Below are 20,547 nucleotides of genomic sequence, written 5' to 3'. Positions count from 1 at the left end.
ATCAATCAACAGTTAACAGTCTTTAGCAAACAATCAGTACTGCTTGTTCGAGCGGCAGAGCATTCACTGATTGCTCACTGTGCGTTGCGTTATCTGTCATTTGCTAGGTGTTGAATGCCACTCAATAAATTGTTGAATGTTAAATGATAACTGTTAAATGTTAAGTCGCGTTGCTGATACTATTTACTGGTTGGGCCGCTACATGGAACGCACGCAGTCCATGCTGCAGGTGGTCCGGATCAGCTACATTACTTCGCAGGACGAGCACCGGTATGGGGGCTGGAAGTCGTTGCTGCACAACTACGGCGACTTAAGCCAGGAGGAAATCAACGACACGGTGCGCAACACCGCCCATATCATCCGGCATCTGGTGTTCGACAAGTCGAATGCGGTGTCGGCCTATAACAACGTGATGCACGGTCGCGAAAACGCTCGTGCCGTGCAAGACCACATCACCAAAGAGGTGTGGCAAAGCCTCAACGAGTATTATCACACCATCCGGCAGGAAGAAGTAGCCCGCGAGGCTACCCTGGAAGACCCCGTATCGGGCCTGGACATGCTGCTCCGGCAGGGCCTGTTGTTCACCGGAACCGTGCAGCACACCATGCCCCGCGACGAAGGCTACGTGTTTTTGAACATGGGCAAGTACCTGGAGCGCGCCATCCAAACAACCGACATCATCCGCCTCAACCAGCAAGCCTTTGCGCAAACCGAGCAACACCCGATGGGCGCGCCCGAGCTGCGCTACGTGCTGTATGCCCTCTACGGCCATGAGCTGTATTCGAAAACCTACAAGGGCATTCTGGATGCGCAATCGGTGCTGCAAATGATTGTGTATGACCAGGATTTTCCGCACTCTCTGTCGTATAGCCTTCGTCAGTTGATGCGCTGCTGCGAGCGGATAAAGGATAAAAGCTTGCCAACTAGCTACGAGCAACTGCGTTTTCTGGTGGGCAGGGTGAAAAACAGTGTCACATACAGTGGTCTTCAAGTCGGCAACGTGCCCCTGCTCGAACAGTTTTTGCTGCAAACCCGCACAGAGCTACTGGAAATCACCAATGCGCTCAATAAATACTACTTCGGTAACAGCTAGTTTCTAGTGCTTAGTGCCTGCTCCCTACACGGTCCTGCTTGCTCTGACGTCCGCAGGTGGCGCCCCAAGCCAGGAACCGGAGGCGAAGCATCTCGCCAGTATGGTAAAACCATCTAGCACTACAACAATTCGAACGAGATGCTTTGAAGGGCGAATGTGAGATGAAACGTGTAAGAATGATGTTTGGCAACATTAGCACGCGAGATGCTTCAACTCCGGCTACGCTCAGATGACGATCTGATTTTTCCAGCTAACAGCTCAACCAATGCCTTTCTACAAAATCAAACATATCACCCGTTACGCTTACGCGGCTCCGGTTATCGACTGCGCCAACCAGTTGATGATCTATCCGCTAGAAGACGAGCGGCTGACCGTGAAAAACCACGACGTAACCATCTCCTACAACCCGGACGTGGCTTTTTTCACCGATTATTTCGGCAACCAAGTCGGCGTGTTCTCGATGATTAGTCCGCACTCGGAACTGGTTATAGACTCCAACTTGGAAGTTGTTACGACGCCCATTCAGTTTCCGATGGACGAGGAGACGGCCGACGAGCAATGGCGTAATCTGACCAGTTTGCGGCACGATGTGGCATACATGGACTTCCTGACCCCGGAAACCTCGAAGCTGCAAGATGAAATACAGGACTCCCTGCGCGGCATCGTCAACGGCGACGACAAGCCGCTGAAAAATGCGCTGGTTTTGTCGGAGTACGTCTACGACCATTTCGAGTACCGGCAGGGCGTAACCAACGTGGAAACGCCCACCGAGGAAATCTGGCGGCTGCGGGCCGGCGTCTGCCAAGACTTTGCCCATATGCTGCTGTACATGCTGCGGCAGGTGGGTATTCCGGCGCGCTACGTAAGCGGCTACGTGTGCCCCAAGCAGGAAGGAGTGCGGGGTTCCGGCGCCACCCACGCGTGGGTGGAAGCCTACATTCCGTTCTACGGCTGGCTAGGCCTCGATCCAACCAACAACTGCATTGTCAGCGACGGGCACGTACGCATGGCCATCGGCCGCAACTTCTCGGATTGCACGCCCATCAAAGGCACGTACAAAGGCACCGGCGCGCACACCCTCACAGTATCAGTGCACATCGACAACGGCGAGCCCGCCAAGCCCGCTCCCCTACCCGAGGAGCCGGTGTACGTGCGCGAAGTAGAGCAACCAATCGTCCCCATTAATTCCTACCGCAAGTATGTGAATTGGGAGCAACAGCAGCAGCAGCAGCAACAGTGAGTTGGTTTTTGGTTATTTGTTTTTCGGTTGATGGCTTGCCGCTGCTTTACCTCCAACCAAAAACAAATAACCAACAACCAAAAACCAGCCCTAGTGACCTTCTCTTATAACCAGCTCTTCACGTTCGCCGAAGCCGTTTTCAAGAGCATTGGCTGCCCCGACGCCGACGCCACACTCGCCACCGAAACCTTGCTTTCTGCCGACTTGCGCGGTATCGACTCGCACGGCGTGGCCCGCCTTATTGGGTATGTCCGCCTGTGGGAAGCCGGCCGCATCAACCCGGCCCCCCGCGTGGGTGTGACCTATGAAACGCCAAGCACTGCCGTAGTTGATGGCGACGGTGGCTTGGGGCTGGTGGTAGGGCCGAAAGCTATGCAGGTAGCCATCGAGAAGGCCCGGCAAGTGGGCACGGGGTGGGTATCGGTGCGCAACTCCAACCACTTCGGCATTGCCGGCTACCACGCCATGAAGGCCCTGGCCCACGACATGATAGGCATTGCTATGACCAATGCCTCGCCCCTGGTGGCCCCTACTCACTCGCTCGACCGGCTACTCGGCACCAACCCCATTGCCGTAGCTATTCCGGCCGCCAGCCAACCCGACTTCGTAGCCGACTTCGCCACTACCACCGCCGCCAATGGCAAGCTGGAAATTGCGCAGCGCAAGCAGCTACCCGTGCCCGACGGATGGGTACAGGATGCCACCGGCCAAAACTCCAACGATGCCGACGCCGTGAAGCTAGGCGGCGCCCTACTGCCCCTAGGCGGCGCAACCGGCTCGCACAAAGGCTACTGCCTAGGCAGCATAGTCGACATTTTTTCGGCCGTACTCTCGGGGGCTAATTACGGGCCGTGGGTACCACCGTTCGTGGCGTTTCTGCAACCGCCTGCCAACCCCGTGGGCCAGGGCATTGGTCACTTCTTCGGGGCCATGCGCGTTGATGCCTTCCGCCCCGCCGACGAGTTCAAGGCCCACATGGACAACTGGATTACCACTTTCCGCAACGCCCGCGCCGTCGAGGGCCAGCAAGTCCTCATCCCCGGCGACCCGGAACGCGAAACCGCCGCCCGTCGCCTTCTCGACGGCATTCCCCTCCTCGACCCCGTTGTGCGCGACCTGGAAACCGTAGGCGCTAAGTTTGGCGTGAAGCTGTAGAGGCTGTTTATAAGTCTCTAGAGTCGTTGTGCTGAGGCAATGAACATGTCGCGTCCTAATATTGCCAAACTAACTGTCTTGCTCATCTGGCGTCCGCGCAGCCGGAGTCGAAGCATCTTGGTAGTATGGCAAACACTAACGCCTGCACAACAAAGCGGTAGAGATGCTTCGACTCCGGCTACGCCTTCACTCAGCATGACAGTATCTCTACAACGGTAGCACGCTAGATGCTTCAACGTTCTTTTTGTTGAACACTTGAACATGAAAAAGCCCATCCTTGAATTCAAGGATGGGCTTTTTAATTATAGGCAAAAGCTTAGCTGTTAGCTGTTGTTGGCTAGGAAGGCGTTGATGGCAACGTCCTCGTTTAGGTACTTCGACGAATATGTTTCATCAGCACCATTCAAGAACAAGCAAGTACCGCCATTTACTGCGTCAATAATTTCGTCTTTTTGGTCCATCGGCAGCGCGGGGCAGCCAAGGCTACGACCGAGACGACCATTTTGCTTGATGAAGTCTTCACTAACGTAATCGGCACCGTGCATTACAACGGAACGCTCTAAAGCGTTGGTGTTGAAACCTTCATCGACGCCATCGAGCTTGAGCGAACGGCCGTGCTTGCCTACGTACTCATCCTGCGTGACGTAGAAGCCGAGGCTACTCATGTTCGACTCGTTCTTATTGGAAAACGCGGTGGCTTCATTTTCACCGGAGTTGTGTCCGTGCGCTACTAGTGTGTTAAACTTCACTTGCTTGTTGGCCAGGTCAATTACCCACAGGCGTTTGACTGTGCTTGGCAACGAAAAGTCAACCACTGTAAGCAGCTGCTTGTCGTTGGACAGGCGGCCTTCGCTTTGCAGGTTGAGGTAGCCTGTCAGGGCCTTCTCGAACACGTTGAAGCTTAACCCCTGGCTTTCGAGGCCTAGCTCCTGATACAGACCATGCGTGCGCTGGTTGTAGAAAGCTACCTGCAGTTCTTTGTTTGTTGGCAGCTTAGCCTCAGTGCTAGCGGCCTTTACCTTGGAGTTGATAACGGGGCTAGCTAAGGGCGTGGCCATGAACAGCGACGCCATAAAAGGCAACACTCGGCGCGCTACCCGACGGGCGCGGCGCTTGAAACGCTGACGATATACTACGCTTGTTTTTTCCATCTGCACTGAAAGGGTTGCCCCTGCTTTTTGGATTGATACTTCTTGGAGAGAAGTGCTACCTGAGAAGAGTATACGCAACATTCGTGCGAATGGTGCACAAACACAGATGTTTCCGTGCGTGGCGAAGGTAAAACATACCTAACGCAAGGTTGATTCCATATTTACTGATCTGCTTTCATAAATATCTGGTTTTCAGCACCTTACAGCTTCTTGTTGTAATTTCTCAGCCCCCTCCTATCACTTTGATTTACAGGCAGAATATATTTTGAACAGCAGGTAGAAAGGAGGCAACTCTCACCGCCAGCCCCGCGCCGCCAGCTGCTGAGCCGCCACGGCGCCATTCAGCCACTTCGACTCCAGACCGGGTCCGCTCAAAAACAAGCACGATCCTTCGGGCAAGCTTTTGATAATGGCCTTGTACTGCTCGGGCGGCAGCGCCGGACAGCCGCGGCTGTAGCCCACCTGCCCATGGTCGCGCAAGTAGGCGGCACTCACGTAGTCGGCAGCGTGTAGCACGACGTAGCGCGCTTCGGCATTGGAGTTCTGGCCGGCATCAAGCCCGTGCAGGCGGCGCGACAGACCATGCTTGCCGCCGTAGGTGTCTTCGGTGCGGTAGAAGCCGAGCGAGGTGCAAGCCGATTTCATGGTGTTGGAGAAGCGGTAGGCGCGCAAGTAACCCGAGCCGCGGCCATGCGCGACATGGCTGTGGTGCAGCACTTGGCCGGCCTCCAAATCCAGCACCCATAAGCGCTGCTCAGAAGAAGGCAAGTCCATATCGGCTATGGCCAGCACGCCGGGGCGCCTGATACGGCCGGCATGGCGCAGTGTCAGGTAACCAACGCAGGCGCGCTCCAACACCTCAGGGCGCAACGCAGCGGCCTCCGGGCCGAGAGCAGCGTGCAGAGTTTGCACAGCCTGGCGCAACGAATCGGATACGGCGGGCAAGGGCGGCAGCGGCGTGGGCGCCAGCGAATCTGGCAAAGCCGCCGCGACTGGTGCAGGAGTGGAAGCTTCGGCTACGGATTGCGTGAGGGCGCCCGCAGTTTGCGGATTTCCCTCGGCTAGCTGGCAGCCACCAACACCTACGGTCAGAGCAAAGCCAACCCCCAAAAACAGAAAGCACCGGAACATACGGCCAAGATACAGAAGCTGTTTAGGAAGTCAGCCAAACCTCTCTGAAACGTCCTGCAGAAGCGCCGCCGAAGCATCTTGCGTGCTGACGTTGGATTACTAATTCAGTGTTAGCACACGCGATGCTTCGGCGGCGCCTCTGCATAACGGTCAATGAGCTGCCCAAATAGCTTCTGTGGCTTGGCCGGCTGTTCCGGCGCTTTCTGCTTCTGCTTTTAACCTAGAAAAAAATGCTGGCGTTGAGCTTCAGATAGAATGGCGTACCGGGCGTGAAGTGCAACTCGTCCACCGACGTACCCACGGGTTCGGTGGGCAGGCGGGTTTCGGTGGCGAATTGCGCCTGGTTCCATTCCACATCCAGCAGGTTTTCAATGGTGGCGCCAATCTGGTAGTGCTTGTGGGTGTAGTTCAGCACAGCGTCGAGCAGGAAGTAGCCGCGGGCCGTAATGCTGCCGTCATCGTTGGCGGGCCGGTCGTCGATGTAGCGGTAGCGCAGGCTGGCGTTGAGGCCGCTAGGCGCCTTGAACGTGAGCCCGCCGATGCTGGTAAGGCTAGGCGCCAGTGGAATATAGTTGGCACCCGCCGGCGCATCTACCTGGCGGCCGTGGTTGTAATTCAAATCCAGGTCAGCAAACAACCGGGTGGTAACCTGATAACGCGCGGCCAGGTCCACTCCAAAGCGGCGGGTGGGGCCGGTACTTTCCGTGATGCCCTCGTCGCCGACATACACCAGCTCGTCCTGCAAGTGCAGGGCCCATGCGGCCACGTTCACCACCAAGCTAGGTACGGGCTTGAAGGTGCTGCCCACCTCGTAGCCGATGGCGCGGGGCAGCACGTTGGCCTCCGGGTCGCGCACCACGCCACGGGCGTCGTTGGAGTGGAAACCAAAGCCCGAGCGCACGAACAGCTGCGTTTCCGGGGCGAGCTGGTAGTACAGGTTGAGCTTAGGCGACACCCGAGCCGCCGTAGCCCGGCCCGAAACAGAATCCGACGTATTGCGCTGGTCGCGGTAGCGGAACCGAAACACGTCGGCCCGGAGGGCAGCGTTTATGGTTACGCGCTCGGTCAGCGTGAGCGTCTCGTCGAGGTAGGCATTGATGTTCTGCTCGTTTACGCGGCCGCTGATGGTAGTGTCCGTCACCACGCGCCGCACGGCGTTCAGCAAGGCTACGTCGGTGGCATCGATGCGCGTTCCGAGCCCAAAGGTGGTGTGCAGTGCCCGGCCGCCTAGCTGCGTGTCCTGGTCGTAGGTGCCGGTGTAGCCGTAGAGGTTGCGGGCATCGGTCTGGCGGATTTCGTCGCCGTTGACGGGGTTGTTGAGAAAGAAGGTGAAGTTGGAAAACAACCCGAAGTTGTAGCGCGAGTAGTAGGCCTGCTGGCGCAGCACGGCATCATGGGGCAACGCCGTAGTGAGCACCGCCGAGGCGTTGGTCCGGTTGGTTTGGCCGCCTTCGCTCGGGTCGATGCTGCCGTAGCGCGAGATAATGCCTTCGCGCACTCCCCGCTCTGGTATCTGGCCGCTGGCGTCCCAATTCGAGGTGAAGTGCGAGCCGAGCAGGGTCAGCGAGGTTTTGTCGGATAGCTGCCCGGTGTACTTGGCCAGGCCGTTGAAGCGCTTGAAATGCTGCTTGGCATCGAAGTACGAGTTGGTGAAGTAGTACTCGGAGGCGATGTAAGCGCTTTCCGGCTTTTTGGAAAACAGGTGCCGGTTGTTACCTAGCAAGTCCAGCATAACCAACGCCCGGCGCGTGTCAAACTGACCGAGTTCCAGCTTCACCTGGCTTTGATCGAGGCGAGTTTTAGTGGAGAACTCGCCGGCGCCGGCCGTGGCAAAATCGCCGAAACGCGCGGTGTAGGGGCCTTTGTAGACTTTCAGCTGCTCCACCGTTTCGGGTATTACGAAGTGAAAGTCGGCGTAGCCTTGGCCATGCCCGTGACTCACCATGTTCACGGGCAGCCCATCCACGCTCACCGCGAAGTCGGTGCCATGGTCGCAGTCGAAGCCGCGGATAAAGATTTGCTCGGCCTTGCCGCCGCCCGCGTGCTGCGCAATAAACAGGCCTGGCACCAACCGCAGCAGATCCTGCGCCGAGTTCAGGGGCCGCAGAATCTGGTCGATGTGCGAAATAGCCGCCAGGCTCTGATTTGGGTCGCGGGGCTGCAGCACGGTTACCTCGCTCAGGTTCAATGACACCACCGGCAAACTCAACTGCACAGTTTTGGTTTCACCGGCAGCCAGCGTCAGGGTTTCGGTACGGGAGCCATAGCCGAGCCCAACTGCCCGCAGCGTATAGGTGCCCGGCGCCAATTCGCCGAACCGAAAAGCGCCCAACGCATCGGAAGCGGTACCCACCGTACTGCCTCCGCCCGCAGTTTGCAGCCGCACGCTCACGCCCGACAACTGCTGCCTCGAAGTGGAATCAGCCACCACTCCGCGAATAGAAGCGGTATTCTGAGCCAGCAGCGGCAAACTCAGGAAACTTAAAAGGAATAGACCCACTACCCGCACTCTCCGATAAGGCAAGCGCGATAAAGCCGGGGCCAATACAAAGAATAGCTGACGAAAAGCAGCGAGAATTACAACTAACGGTTTGAGATACAAGTGCTTCATTCTTACCAGCGCTTAGCAGAAGCAGGAATGGATGTGCGGCGTTGAGCTAGCACTTGTGCCCGGTGCGTTGCGAGGCTGGCCATTTTGCGGGCCTTGTGCGCCTGCTGCACCGCTGGCTTAGAACTAGTGGACTGGCTTATAAATGGCGTGACAGCGGGAAAAGCAGCCGCCAGCGGGACAGTTAACCCCCCCCCCGTAGCGGTAGCCACGGGCAGTTGAAAAGCAGAAAAAAAGGATTTCATACGTCGGAAATAATGCGGCCGCGCGGCAGCCGCAAACTAAAAGATAAGACGAAAGCCAGGTAGTGCAACGCACTCTGGCCGGGCCGCAAAACGGCCCACAATCGACTTATCCCCGACGGGGAGGGGCGTATAATTTACCCGCAAAGCCCACTGGAAACAGCGCCCCCAACTCCGCCGCATATTCCTGCGTGCGTGGTAGGTTGAGTTCAAGAACAATAATGGACGTTGGCAGATGGCAATGCACATCCAGCCCCTTGAGCGAGCTAAGTAGCTGCGGCCACGACTGCTGCTGGCCCGGCTTATGCGTAACGTACTGCTCGCCGTTGCAATGGTCGAAGCAGTCGAGTTGCAGATAGTGCTGCCGTTGACAGTCGGCGCTGTGCACGTAATCGGCGGCGCGCTGGCGCACTGGCTCCGGCCGCCCCACAAGGCCTGCCCCCACTACCAACAGGTAGTGCACGAGCAGCAGCAGAACGAGGCAGGAGCGGAACATGCGGTAACTGGTGATTCAGTGAAATAGTGACTTGGTGAATTTGATGCCCTAGTGGTGCTACTTGCGCAGTTCGAACATCGAACCCGCTAAATCACTTTAAAAAAACACTCGCTCTACAGTCCAGTAGGCGGCAATAAGGCCGATGGCGACGGAGGCGGGCACTACTATGCGCTGCTTGTACCAGGTTTTCTGACTGAACCAACGGCCCACCAGCAGCCACGCCAGCAGAATCACGGTTACCTGTCCTAGCTCCACGCCCACGTTAAAAGAAATCAGAGACTCGAAGAACATGTTGCGCGGCAGCCCCAACCCGCTCAGGGCACTGGCAAATCCCAAGCCGTGAACCAGTCCGAAACCGAACACAATAGCCACGCGCCACGGATTCAGGCGGTCGGCCACAATATTTTCGATGGCTACAAACAGAATGGACAAAGCAATAACCGGCTCCACAATGGCCGTGGGCGGGGCAATTAGCCCGTACATGGCCAGCCCGAGCGTGATGGAGTGTGCTACGGTGAAGGCGGTGGCTTGCCAGAGCACTGGCTTGAGGCGCGGCTCCAGGAAGAAGATGCTCAGTACAAATAAAATATGATCGAGGCCTAGCGGCAGGATGTGCGTATAGCCAAGCTGCAGATAAGTCCAGAGAATGTCGGTGCGGGAGAGTTTGCTTAGGTCCACGTCCAGCACGTGCGCGTCTGCCAGGTTTGGCAGCAGCAACAGCAGCGGCAGCAAGTAGCAGACAGATGGACGGAGAGGCCGCATATGCTGGCGGTGTGGTAGTGTTTTTTTTAGCCAGCAGAGGGCGTAGTGTTCCGACAGTGCTGTGTCAGTAATTTCAGCTAGGCAGTTGTCATTCCGACGCAGGAAGAATCTGAGGCAAGCCGTTGTAAAAACTTTAACTCAGATTCTTCCTGCGTCGGAATGACAACTGCTTAATTCACTGCCAGCAGCTTTTTGCCTTCGTCGGCTAGGTCAAGGCTTAGGTAGGGATTCAGGTTTAGCGCCTCGCGAATGAGGGCTTGCCCTTCGGCGGTATGGCCGGTTTTGGTAGCAATTAGGCCAGCTCGGCAGAGCAGCGTAGGGTTCTTGGTTTTCATGCGCAGGGCACGTTGCATCTGCTTTTCGGCTTCGGCGTATTCGCCGCGCTTGTAGTGTACCCACGCCAGCGTTTCCTCTACGTCGATGTTGTCGGGGCGGCGTGCGTACTCGATTTTGGCGTGTTCGAGAGCTTTGTCGAGCTCCTTGGTTTTCAGGTAAGCGTAGGCTAGTTCCCGGTCGGCGTAGTGGCCCATCAGTTCGTTGTCGTCGGCCTCTTTGGCGTCGCTGGCCAGCATAGAAATGGCTTCGCGAGCCATTTCCTCGGCTTTAGCGGGCTCGTTGTTGAGGCGGTAGAGGTCGGTTAGCTCGTCGGCAAAAGCATAGTCTTTCACCGTGGCGCGGGCTTTCTGGAAATAGCTGATAGCCGCCGGATAGTTGCGGCGCCCTTTTTCCACTCGGCCTAGTCCAGCCAAGGCGTACGAGTAGCCCGGCCGCTCCGCCAATGATTCTTTGTATTGCGACTCGGCCCGTTGCAGGTCGCCCGTATTCTCATACAGATGTCCGAGCTGAATGCGGGCCCACTCGGTTTGCTCCAGACCCGGAAAACCGGCTTTGGCGGCCATAGTCATGGCCTCGATAGCGCCCGGCAGGTTGCCATGAATTTCGCGCAGATACGACACCCGGGCGTAGGCCCGCAGGTCGGGGCGCAGAGTGTTCATTTTGTCGGCCATGCGCACGGCTTCGGCATAGCGACCTAACTCTACGTTGGCGTCGCAAAGCAAGCCGTACACAAACGCATTGCTCGGGTTGAGCTTCACCGCTTCCTCAGCCAGTGCCAGCCCTTCAGAAAAGTGGTGCTGCGTGAGGTTGAGCGAGGCTTTGCAGCATAGCGCCTCGAAGTTTTCGGGCTCTTTCCGCGTCACGTTGTTCAGCAGTTCCATAGCGGCCATGTCGTAGTAGGCATGGTCGCCGGTTACGCGGGCTTCCTGCATGTACGCCTGCGCCAGCAGCAACTCCGACTTGGTGTCGTTGGGGTTGGTGCGTAGCTTGGCCAGCAGGCCCGCCACGGCGCTTTGCGTGTTCACCCATTCGCCACCCATGGCCAGGTCGCCGTGGCGGGCTTTGAGCTGCGGAATTCGTTCGGGCTTGCGGAACACAAACAGGGCAGCAACTGCCGCCGCAAAACTCACCAGCAAAATCGGGTAGAAGTACTTACGCATGTAGGTGGGGTCGGAATGGGAAGTGGCAGGGTACCAGACTCGTTGAGCAGCGAAAATGGTGAGCCTGATGTTCTAGTTTACGCAAGGTGCGCAAGTGGAACTTCAAACTCACCATTTCACAAGCTCATAATTTTACTAGCGTGCCTCACGCACCACTTTCAGTGATTGTAGTACCGTGGCGCCGCTGTAGAATGTGGCCACGTACGTGCCAGCCGCTACCGAAGCCGGTAAACGCCAGGTGTACTCGTAGGTGCCCACTTTGTGCTCTTTCGGCTTGATAAGCGTAGCCACCTGGCGGCCCGTCATGTCGGTAATTACCAGGGAGATGTTGCTTTTCACGCCTACCTCGTAGCGGAACGTGGTTTGGTCTACAGCAGGGTTAGGATACGCCTGCATAGAAGCTACCGCGCTGGCTTGCAAACCCAAACCACCCGTTGCCGAGCGTTGCGACAGCGCTACGCGCTGCGCAGTTGTGCCGGCCCAAGGCGTTTGCAGGTAAGGGAAAGCGGCGCGGAACGTGGTATCGTTGGCTTCAATACCCGTGCGGAAACCGACTACCCCAAGCAGTTGCGGCGTAACGGGGTTGGCAGCGCCGGCAGTGTAGTCGTCGTACCACAGGCCAATGGCGGCCAGTACGGCACCGCCCACGGCTTGCAGCTCAATACGCGTTACGTCATCCTCCAAGCGGCGCCCGTTCGGGAAGCCGTCCATGTTCGGAATGAATTCTACGTTGCTGTTCGTGTTGTAAGGAGCCACCGTCAGGCCAGCAACAGCTGCCGCCAGCAACCCTTCCGAGCTGAAGGCCGGCGAGTTGCGCGGCGTGGTAGGCACGGCCATGTTCAGGCGCAGCATGTCGCCAATAGCCGGCAGGAAGTTGTTGATGAACGGTTTGCCAGCGGCCAGCGGGTTGCCTGCTTTGCCGGTAGCCAACTGGTAAGGCGGCAGATTCGGCACGCCCGTATGGAAGATGGGCAGAATGTCGACCGAACGCGGCTTGCCGGCACGCAGCAAATACGGGCCGAAGGTTGGGTCGGCAAAAACGGTACCCACGCGCTGGGCAGGCGTCAGGCCCGATACGCCATCGGCACCGTTGCGGAAGTCGAAGCCCTGCAACGAGCGGGACTGAATGCGCAAGGCCGCCAAGCCAGGCACGGCCTCACCGTAATACGTCTGGCCAGCAGGCTTAGGTCCGGCCGGAGCTACTGGCGCGTTATCGGCCATGTAGAGGCCTAACTCAGGGTTGGTGAAGTAGTCGTCGTCCAAGGCCCGCTCGGCGCCGGGTGTGCGGGCGTTCCAACCATCCTTGCCGCCAATCGGGATAATTACTTCGTTGGTAAGCGGCATACCTAGGCGCGATACCTGCACCCAGTTCCCGGTGTGTGTTTGCGTGCCATCCACGTTGAGCGTACGCATAGCAGGGCGGCTAGCCGAAGCCCACACCCCAATTACGTAGTCAGGGTCCAGGATATTGGTGGTCATAGCAGCCGTTTTGCCGTCTTTCTGAAGTTCAGAAATCGGGATTTGCAGCGCAATGGCGTGAGTGTTCTTGCGGGCTACGCCGTCGCGGGCATTAGCCGTGCGCACACCGCCCAGGTCGAAGATGCCACCCAGGTCCACGAAGAACGGGTCATCAACAGGACCGCAGAAAACCTTGGTCATGCCCGCCGTTTGAATGGCGTTGGCCATGAGCGTATTGTAGGGCGAGTTAAGTCCGGCACCGCTTTCAATGGAGCGCGGCCCGATGTTGGGCGGCGGCACGATGCCATTGGTTACGATGGTAGAGAAGGCCCCGCCCGCTACGCTTTTCTCGCAGGTGTAGGTGGTCTTCAGGTTTTGCTGCCCGAGCCGGATGTTGAAGAACGTGGTCGGGTCTTGGTTGGTCCGCGTGAAGGTGAAGCGGTACGTGATGTCGTCGCGGGTTGGGTTAGCTGCCGAGTTCTTGATGTGAATCTCGTAGCGGACGTTTTCACCGAACGTGTTGTAGTTGGGGCCGCCCTGCGGCAGCTCCAGCGGAATGTAGTTGGCGATGATGTTAACCATCTCCGGATTGACCGGGTCGCGGAAAGCGTACAGGTCGGTGTTGTCGGCCAGCGGATCATCGGCGATGAGCGGGGCTTCGCGGTGGCTACTTGCTTCGAGGTGGGTGTTTTGTCCACTCCAAACCAGCACGCCGGCCACGGCTGTGGCGGCTAGTGCTAACGGAAGAATAGGACGGGTAAGGCTTTTCTTCATGATAAATAAGGGGGAAAGATGAGAAAATAGGCAACCAGCCCACCAGAAATTCGGTAGGTTCAAAATCAATACAACACGTAGCAATAGGAGGCGAACGGAGCGGCTGGCTAAAGACAAGCCAGGTAAACAGCACGGTATGCAAGAGCAAAGTAGCGAATACAGTTGAGCTCAGGAAACTCAAACATACTATCTAGGTACCCATACGTAAGCGCGGCTGTACTCGGATTGGATTAAGCTCCACTTATATATAAATGTTTGATGCAATTTGGCCGGTAAGCCTTAAAATCAGCGCCCCGCTAATTCTTCGCTATTTTTGCGCTTGCGCACGGGCCGCCGGTTAAGTAGCCGTTGGCTTTCGTTTCGCCCACTTAGTGCGCTTCGGCGCTCTGCCTTTTCACGCATGGCTAAAGTTGCAATCAACCTCTCCACCGGAAGTATACAGCAGGAAGAAATCATCGTCGGCATCGATTTAGGCACCACTAACTCGCTGGTAGCCTACATTCACCCCGATACCCGGCAGCCGCTGGCCATCAATGATCAGGGCCGCGGTACCATCGTTCCGTCGGTGGTGCACTTTCCGGTTGGCGGCGAAACGCCAATTGTGGGCACCGAAGCCAAGGACTACCTGCTTACCGACCCGCAGAACACGATTTACTCGGTGAAGCGCCTGCTAGGCAAGAGCTACAAAGACCTCGGCGGCCACGCCTCCGACCTCGGCTATAAGGTGATTGACGACAACTCGGAGGGCTTGGTGAAGATTCGGGTGGGCGAGCGGTTCTACTCTCCCATCGAGCTATCGGCGGAAATCCTGAAAGAGCTGCGGGCCCGCGCCGAACACGCCCTCAAAACGCCGGTCAACAAAGCGGTTATCACGGTCCCGGCCTACTTCAACGACTCGCAGCGCCAAGCCACCCGCGACGCCGGTCGCCTCGCGGGCCTGGAGGTGCTGCGCATTGTGAACGAGCCCACGGCCGCCGCGCTGGCCTACGGTATTGGTTTGAGCCCCGACGAAGAGAAGACGGTAGCCGTGTATGACCTCGGCGGCGGCACTTTCGATGTAAGCATCCTGCGCATTCAGCAAGGCATCTTCGAAGTACTGAGTACCAACGGCGACACTTACCTCGGCGGCGACGACCTGGACCGCGCCATTATCAACCACTGGACCGCGCAGCACCAGCTGGCCACTCAGCTAAATGGCGACGTCCCGCTCCAACAAGAGCTGCGCCTGCTGGCCGAAGCCGCTAAAAAGTACCTCAGTCAGCACGAAGATTTCGGGGCCAACTTCGCCGGCCTGGTACTCCGCCTAACCAAACTGGAATTCGACAACCTGGTCCGGCCTTTAGTACAACGCACCATCACCTCGTGCCGACAGGCGCTGGCCGATGCCAAGCTCGCGCCGAAAGACCTCGACGCCGTGTTGCTGGTAGGCGGTTCCACCCGTGTGCCCTTGGTCTACGATTCAGTGTCGGAGTTTTTCCAGCAGCCCGCCAACAACTCACTCAACCCCGATGAGGTAGTGGCCTTGGGTGCCGCTATTCAGGCCGACATCCTAGGTGGCAACCGCCGCGACGTGCTGCTACTCGACGTGACGCCGCTTACGCTAGGCATCGAAACTCTAGGCGGCCTCATGGACCCCATTATTGCCCGCAACTCGAAAATCCCGACCAAAGCCGGCCGCCAATACACTACCAGCGTGGACGGCCAGGTGAACCTGAAGATTTCGGTGTACCAGGGCGAGCGGGACTTGGTGAGTGAAAACCGCAAGCTGGCCGAATTCGACTTGCGGGGCATCCCCGCCATGCCCGCCGGGCTACCCAAGGTGGACGTGAACTTCATTTTGAACGCCGACGGCATCCTGAAGGTGGAAGCCATAGAACTGCGCTCAGGCACCAGCCAAGCCGTTGAAATCAAGCCCCAATACGGCCTCACCGACGAGCAGGTGGAGAAAATGCTCATGGACTCGCTCACCTTCGCCCGCGAAGACGTGACGGCCCGCATGGTAATCGAGGCCCGCACGGTGGCCGAGCAGATGCTGTACCAAGTAGAACGGTTCGTGGAGAAAAACCACTTGCATCTAACAGAAGACGAAATAACCCTCACCGCGGCTGCCACTCAGAATCTGCGTGAGGCTTTAGAAACCAAAGAGAAGGACACCATTCTGAAAGCCGTTGACGAATTGGAGGCTCTTACCAGCCCTTACGCCGAGCGTGTAATGAATATATCCATCAAGCAAGCCATGACGGGCAAAAAGATTGGTTAGCTAAAAGCCAGACGCTTAGTTGCAATGAGGCGCCACTTGGATAAGCTGTACCACATCTAAGCTTCGAGAAATTAATCAACTCATCTACAAAACCGCCCTGCTAGTTGCTAGCAGGGCGCTTTTGTTATCTACCTTTCCTAAGCATCAATAGAGTTACCGGCGTTAGAAACGCACTGCTTGTAGTAATAAAAAGTACATAAATTGTTTTCTCGCTGCTAAGCCAGTAGTAAACGGCACAAAACGCATGAATCAATACCTCACTCGGCTTTATCAAATTGCTTTGCAGCCAACGCGCCGCATTATTGGCTTGATGTCGGGTACCTCATTGGATGGGTTGGATGTGGCACTGTGTCGACTGCAAGGGCATGGCGCGGGCACGCAGCTGACGCTAGAGCAATTTGCAACGGTGCCCTACGACGACGATGTGCGCCACCGCATCCGACAGGTATTTGCCGGCAACCAAGTAAGTCTGGAGTACCTGACGCTGTTGAACCCGTGGCTAGGCCTGCTCCACGCCGATATGGTGCTAGCCTGCCTGCGCGGTTGGCAAATCGAGCCCGCCGCCGTGGACCTAATAGCCAGCCACGGCCAGACCGTATACCACGCGCCCCAACACCAGCACCAGCGCCCCGACTTCACGCTAAACGCCACTTTACAACTCGGCGACGGCGACCATGTAGCCGTGCGAACTGGCATCATTACCCTAAGCGACTTCCGCCAAAAGCACCTGGCCGCCGGCGGCGAAGGCGCCCCACTTGCCGCCTACGGCGACTACCTGCTGCTTAGCAGCTCCGAGGAAGAGCGGCTGCTGCTGAACCTCGGCGGAATTGCCAACTTCACCTACCTGCCCCGCACTGGTCAGGATGCCAGCACCGCCTTCAGCACCGATACTGGCCCCGGCAATACCTTGCTCGATGCCACCGTACGCGCCCACCGCCCCGGTTTAGCCTACGACGAAGATGGCCGCCTGGCGGCAGCTGGTCAGTTGCACGAAGGCTTGCTTACTGCCCTACTCGACCATCCTTTCTTTGCCGCTCCCCTGCCCAAAACTACCGGCCCCGAGTTATTCGGCCCGGAGTACTTACGCCAGGCGCAAACGCAAAGTGACACCTCAAATCTGAAGCTAGAAGACCTGCTGGCTACCCTAACGGAGCTAAGTGCCACAGGCGTGGCGCGGGCCGTAATGCAGGCCTTTGGCAGCCAGCCGAGCCTGGCAGTGTATGCTAGCGGTGGCGGCGCACACAACCCGGCACTACAAGCGGCATTACGGCGACATCTGCCGGGTTGCCGCTTTGCTACCACCGAGGCGCTTGGCATTCTGCCTGACGCCAAGGAAGCTATTTTGTTTGCCGTATTGGCCAATGAAGCCGTGGTTGGTCAGCCGATTTCCATTGGGGCCGGACGGCAACGAGTGCCCGCCGTGACAATGGGCAAGATTTCGTGGCCTGGCTAATCAGCACCGTAAAAGCGTAAAACCTCTTCTTTTCCTTATGTTAGTGACTTGCTATCAACCTATTTGAGGTTCGAAAGCAAGTCATTTTTCTTTACTGTTCAGCTTACATTTCCACTTCCCCACACCTAAACCCTGTACCTATGCCTGTTTCCTACCTACTTATTGGGCGGTTGCGCCACTGGTTGGTGGCGTTGCTCCTGTTGGAGTTGGCGCTGCCTGCTACAGGCCAAAACACCCGCTACACCATTCGGGGCCGCGTGGTAGATGCCAGCACGGCCGCTCTACCCGGGGCCACCGTGCGGCTGCTCAACACGGTGCTGGGCGCCAGCTCCAACGTGGAAGGCAACTATGAATTGGTCGCCAGCCTGGCTCCCGGCAGCTACCAGCTCGAAATTAGCTCGGTGGGCTACCGGCCGCAACGGCGCAGCGTAACCCTCGGCGCCGAAGCCACGGTTACGGTACCCGATGCTGCCCTGATTGAAGACCTAGTGCGCCTGAACGATGTGGTAGTAACCGGCACCTCGGTGGCCACCAGCAAAAAACAGCTCGGCAACACCATTGCGACCATCAGCGGCGACGAATTGCGCACTACCGTGCCTACCCAAATCGACCAGGCATTGCAAGGCAAGTTCGCGGGGGTTCAAATCACCCAAAACTCCGGCAACCCGGCCGGCGGCATCTCGGTGCGCCTGCGCGGCCCAAGCACCGTAGCCGGTTCCTCCGACCCGCTTTATATCATCGACGGCGTTATCATCAACAACGATTCGCCGCAGCTGCTGGACCTGGGGGGCTATGCCCAGAACCGCCTCGTCGATATCAGCCCCAATGATATCGAGCGGATTGAGGTGATCAAGGGTGCCGCGGCGGCGGCCATCTACGGTTCCCGGGCTTCCAATGGCGTGGTCCAGATTTTCACGAAGCGCGGCAAGGAAGGCGCCCCACAAGTAACGGTATCGTCGCAGTTCCTAACCTCACAAATTCGCAAAACCCTCGACTATAACCAGTACCCTTTTCGCTTCACCAACACTAACGTTAACACCGACCTGACGCAGGTACCGGTACAACGCTACGATTATCAAAAGGAAATTTTCCGTACTGCGGTTGGTACCGATAACTACGTTTCTGTAACAGGAGGTAGTGGAGGCACTAAGTATTTTGCCTCCGGCAATTATTTCCGCAACCAGGGCATTGTTGAAAACACCGACTTTAACCGCGGGGGAGGCCGGCTACGGCTGCAGCAAACGCTCAGTTCCAAAGCCAGCCTAAGCATAGGCGCCAATTATTCGCTTAGCCAAAGCCGTGAGGTTCCCAACGGGGGCATCAACGAAGCTTACGGAGCGTTAACAGGCTTCATTTTCGCTAACAACTACATCGATCCAAGCTTCGACCCCGCTACTGGCCGCTATCCTAGTACGGCCCTCAACGTGGCGCGTACCAATCCGTTAGAGGCCGTCAATCGGTTTAATTTCCGGCAGCGCACTTCCCGCTTTATCGGCGACGCCCAACTTAATCTCACACCGTTTGCTGGCTTTACGGTGGATTATGTGCTAGGCTATGATGCTAGCACACAAATAGCCACCGGCTTCATCCCGACCAATAGTACCGCTCCTACCTACAGCACTGGCCTGGCCCGGCGCGCCGACCGCACCGCCCTGCTCGTCAATAACGACTTAACTTTAAGCTACAAGCGTGACGTCACGGAATGGCTGACTAGCACTACCACGGCAGGGGGCACGTTGCAATACGAGCAAGCTTTCAGTACGGCGCAGCAAAGTATTAGCCTCTCACCCGTGGTACAGACTACGGGAAGTGGGACGCTGGTAGCACAGCTGCCCCGTTATGTGGGAGATAATCGAACGGAGCGCACTATCAAAGGGGCCTTTGTGCAGCAGACAATAGGATTTTATAACCGACTATTCCTGACAGGCGCCTTACGGGTAGATGCGGCTTCGGTCTACGGCGCCACCAACCGCACGCAATACTATCCTAAAGTTAGTGGGTCGTACGTGCTGTCGGAGGAAAGCTTCTGGAGGGAGGGCACCTTAGCGCAACTAGTGCCGCAACTGAAGCTACGTGCTTCCTACGGTCAGGCTGGTAATTTGACCGCCATCAACGCCTACGACCGGTTCACCAACTTTGACCCCGTGACGGTGGGTACCCTGCCGGGCCTAGTTACCTCACCACTACAAGGCAATAACGCGCTGAAGCCAGAGCGGCAAAAAGAGTTTGAAATAGGCACCGACCTTAGTTTGTTTAGCGACCGGATCGGCTTCGAGTTTTCGTATTACGACAAGCGGGTACAAGACCTGCTCCTGAACCGTGACCTAAACTTCAGTTCAGGCTTTAGCACCCGCTATGACAACGTGGGCAACATGCGTAACCGCGGCGTGGAGCTGTTGGTACGCGCAACGCCTGTGCAGAAAACTACCGTGCGCTGGACGGTTACAGGCACGTTCACGCATAATAAAAACGTAATCACCAACATCCCCAACGGCCTAGTGACTTTCCCGAACGGGTTTGGCTTGGTTGCGGCTGTGGAAGGTAAGCCGTTGGGCACGTACTACGGCACCTATTCTGCCCGTAACCCCGACGGCTCGTTGCTGCTCACTACAACAGGCCTACCCCAACGCGAACGAGGTATTCAGGGCACTTTCGGCGCCGACAACACTCCGCAACGCGGTGCCGACGGGCAGCCCTCCGGCAACTTAGTGAATGGCGTACTCGGTGATCCAAATCCGCGCTACGTGGCTTCGCTCATCAACGAAGTAAGCATGCTCGATAATCGCCTCACTTTTAGGGTGCAGTTTGATACGCAGCAGGATTTCGATGTTTTCAATTTCACGCAGCGCGTCGGCTCGCGTGACATTTTCGGAGGGCTAGCGCAGTACGAAGCGGAGTTGCGAGGCGATGTTCCGAAGGGCAGCAGTTCCGCTACCTACAATACATTCGACCGCTGGATTGAAGACGGCTCATTTATTAAGTTGCGAGAGGCTTCTATTAGCTACCTGCTCCGCCCCAAGTTCATGGGTTTGCGTGACCTACGCTTCTCAGTAGCTGGCCGCAACCTGTGGGTCATCACCGACTACAGCGGCTACGATCCGGAAGTCAGTGCCGCCGGGCAAAGCAATGCAGTCCGCGGCTTCGATTTTGTGGAAGTACCTATCCCCCGCTCGGTATCGGTGGGCTTTAACGCATCCTTCTGATTTTTCCTCTCGACCTTTCTTCTTG

14 protein-coding genes are annotated in these 20,547 nt (G+C 57.3%); 6 read left to right on the top strand and 8 right to left on the bottom strand.

All coding sequences use genetic code 11. The annotated features are described in order from the left end of the window. Positions 1-157: 157 nt before the first annotated feature. The 3 genes from VF639_RS01320 (at position 158) to VF639_RS01310 (ending at position 3,488) form a co-directional block, all read left to right on the top strand. Complete coding sequence (locus VF639_RS01320; RefSeq protein ID WP_331144073.1) at positions 158-1,093, top strand: alpha-E domain-containing protein; 936 nt, start codon at positions 158-160, stop codon at positions 1,091-1,093. 265 nt (positions 1,094-1,358) lie between these two features. Continuing rightward, positions 1,359-2,333, top strand: a complete 975-nt coding sequence (locus VF639_RS01315; RefSeq protein ID WP_331144072.1) for a transglutaminase family protein — start codon at positions 1,359-1,361, stop codon at positions 2,331-2,333. 93 nt (positions 2,334-2,426) lie between these two features. After that, positions 2,427-3,488, top strand: a complete 1,062-nt coding sequence (locus VF639_RS01310) for an Ldh family oxidoreductase (RefSeq protein WP_331144071.1) — start codon at positions 2,427-2,429, stop codon at positions 3,486-3,488. Between the two features lie 323 nt (positions 3,489-3,811). Here VF639_RS01310 and VF639_RS01305 read toward each other — a convergent pair whose 3' ends face one another. The 8 genes from VF639_RS01305 to VF639_RS01270 all read right to left on the bottom strand — a co-directional run bounded on the left by VF639_RS01305 (position 3,812) and on the right by VF639_RS01270 (position 13,606). Continuing rightward, positions 3,812-4,639 (bottom strand): murein L,D-transpeptidase catalytic domain family protein, encoded by an 828-nt coding sequence (locus VF639_RS01305; protein WP_331144070.1) that lies wholly within the window; start codon positions 4,637-4,639, stop codon positions 3,812-3,814. A gap of 294 nt (positions 4,640-4,933) precedes the next feature. Further along, positions 4,934-5,770, bottom strand: coding sequence for a murein L,D-transpeptidase catalytic domain family protein (locus VF639_RS01300; RefSeq protein ID WP_331144069.1), 837 nt, complete (start codon positions 5,768-5,770; stop codon positions 4,934-4,936). A 220-nt stretch (positions 5,771-5,990) separates the two neighbouring features. Next, entirely contained in the window at positions 5,991-8,294 is a 2,304-nt protein-coding gene (locus tag VF639_RS01295; RefSeq protein WP_331144068.1) for a TonB-dependent receptor, read from the bottom strand. Positions 8,295-8,383: 89 nt separating this feature from the next. Next, positions 8,384-8,623, bottom strand: coding sequence for a hypothetical protein (locus VF639_RS01290; protein WP_331144067.1), 240 nt, complete (start codon positions 8,621-8,623; stop codon positions 8,384-8,386). A gap of 106 nt (positions 8,624-8,729) precedes the next feature. Continuing rightward, positions 8,730-9,116 carry a hypothetical protein gene (locus VF639_RS01285; protein WP_331144066.1) on the bottom strand — a complete coding sequence of 129 codons (387 nt, stop codon included), beginning with the start codon at positions 9,114-9,116 and terminating at the stop codon, positions 8,730-8,732. Positions 9,117-9,212: 96 nt separating this feature from the next. Beyond that, positions 9,213-9,878 carry a HupE/UreJ family protein gene (locus VF639_RS01280; protein WP_331144065.1) on the bottom strand — a complete coding sequence of 222 codons (666 nt, stop codon included), beginning with the start codon at positions 9,876-9,878 and terminating at the stop codon, positions 9,213-9,215. A gap of 170 nt (positions 9,879-10,048) precedes the next feature. Next, entirely contained in the window at positions 10,049-11,374 is a 1,326-nt protein-coding gene (locus VF639_RS01275) for a tetratricopeptide repeat protein (RefSeq protein ID WP_331144064.1), read from the bottom strand. A 135-nt stretch (positions 11,375-11,509) separates the two neighbouring features. After that, positions 11,510-13,606 carry a DUF4331 family protein gene (locus VF639_RS01270; RefSeq protein WP_331144063.1) on the bottom strand — a complete coding sequence of 699 codons (2,097 nt, stop codon included), beginning with the start codon at positions 13,604-13,606 and terminating at the stop codon, positions 11,510-11,512. A gap of 400 nt (positions 13,607-14,006) precedes the next feature. Here VF639_RS01270 and hscA point away from each other — a divergent pair, with 400 nt between their 5' ends. From hscA to VF639_RS01255, 3 genes are all read left to right on the top strand, one after another. Further along, entirely contained in the window at positions 14,007-15,866 is a 1,860-nt protein-coding gene (gene hscA, locus VF639_RS01265) for a Fe-S protein assembly chaperone HscA (protein ID WP_331144062.1), read from the top strand. Between the two features lie 244 nt (positions 15,867-16,110). Next, complete coding sequence (locus tag VF639_RS01260) at positions 16,111-17,319, top strand: anhydro-N-acetylmuramic acid kinase (RefSeq protein WP_331144061.1); 1,209 nt, start codon at positions 16,111-16,113, stop codon at positions 17,317-17,319. A 140-nt stretch (positions 17,320-17,459) separates the two neighbouring features. Beyond that, a complete protein-coding gene (locus tag VF639_RS01255; RefSeq protein ID WP_331144060.1) occupies positions 17,460-20,522 on the top strand; it encodes a SusC/RagA family TonB-linked outer membrane protein in 3,063 nt (1,020 codons plus the stop codon). Positions 20,523-20,547 lie beyond the last annotated feature (25 nt).

Source organism: Hymenobacter sp. (assembly GCF_036387835.1).
Lineage (GTDB): Bacteria > Bacteroidota > Bacteroidia > Cytophagales > Hymenobacteraceae > Hymenobacter.
Note: the sequence above shows the minus strand (reverse complement) of the source record. Positions and strands in the feature narration are given on the sequence as shown.

Coding starts and splice junctions, on each gene's coding strand:
- VF639_RS01320 (WP_331144073.1), top strand. CDS start 158: ATGTTAAGTCGCGTTGCTGATACTATTTACTGGTTGGGCCGCTACATG.
- VF639_RS01315 (WP_331144072.1), top strand. CDS start 1,359: ATGCCTTTCTACAAAATCAAACATATCACCCGTTACGCTTACGCGGCT.
- VF639_RS01305 (WP_331144070.1), bottom strand. CDS start 4,639: ATGGAAAAAACAAGCGTAGTATATCGTCAGCGTTTCAAGCGCCGCGCC.
- VF639_RS01300 (WP_331144069.1), bottom strand. CDS start 5,770: ATGTTCCGGTGCTTTCTGTTTTTGGGGGTTGGCTTTGCTCTGACCGTA.
- VF639_RS01290 (WP_331144067.1), bottom strand. CDS start 8,623: ATGAAATCCTTTTTTTCTGCTTTTCAACTGCCCGTGGCTACCGCTACG.
- VF639_RS01285 (WP_331144066.1), bottom strand. CDS start 9,116: ATGTTCCGCTCCTGCCTCGTTCTGCTGCTGCTCGTGCACTACCTGTTG.
- VF639_RS01280 (WP_331144065.1), bottom strand. CDS start 9,878: ATGCGGCCTCTCCGTCCATCTGTCTGCTACTTGCTGCCGCTGCTGTTG.
- VF639_RS01275 (WP_331144064.1), bottom strand. CDS start 11,374: ATGCGTAAGTACTTCTACCCGATTTTGCTGGTGAGTTTTGCGGCGGCA.
- VF639_RS01270 (WP_331144063.1), bottom strand. CDS start 13,606: ATGAAGAAAAGCCTTACCCGTCCTATTCTTCCGTTAGCACTAGCCGCC.
- hscA (WP_331144062.1), top strand. CDS start 14,007: ATGGCTAAAGTTGCAATCAACCTCTCCACCGGAAGTATACAGCAGGAA.
- VF639_RS01260 (WP_331144061.1), top strand. CDS start 16,111: ATGAATCAATACCTCACTCGGCTTTATCAAATTGCTTTGCAGCCAACG.
- VF639_RS01255 (WP_331144060.1), top strand. CDS start 17,460: ATGCCTGTTTCCTACCTACTTATTGGGCGGTTGCGCCACTGGTTGGTG.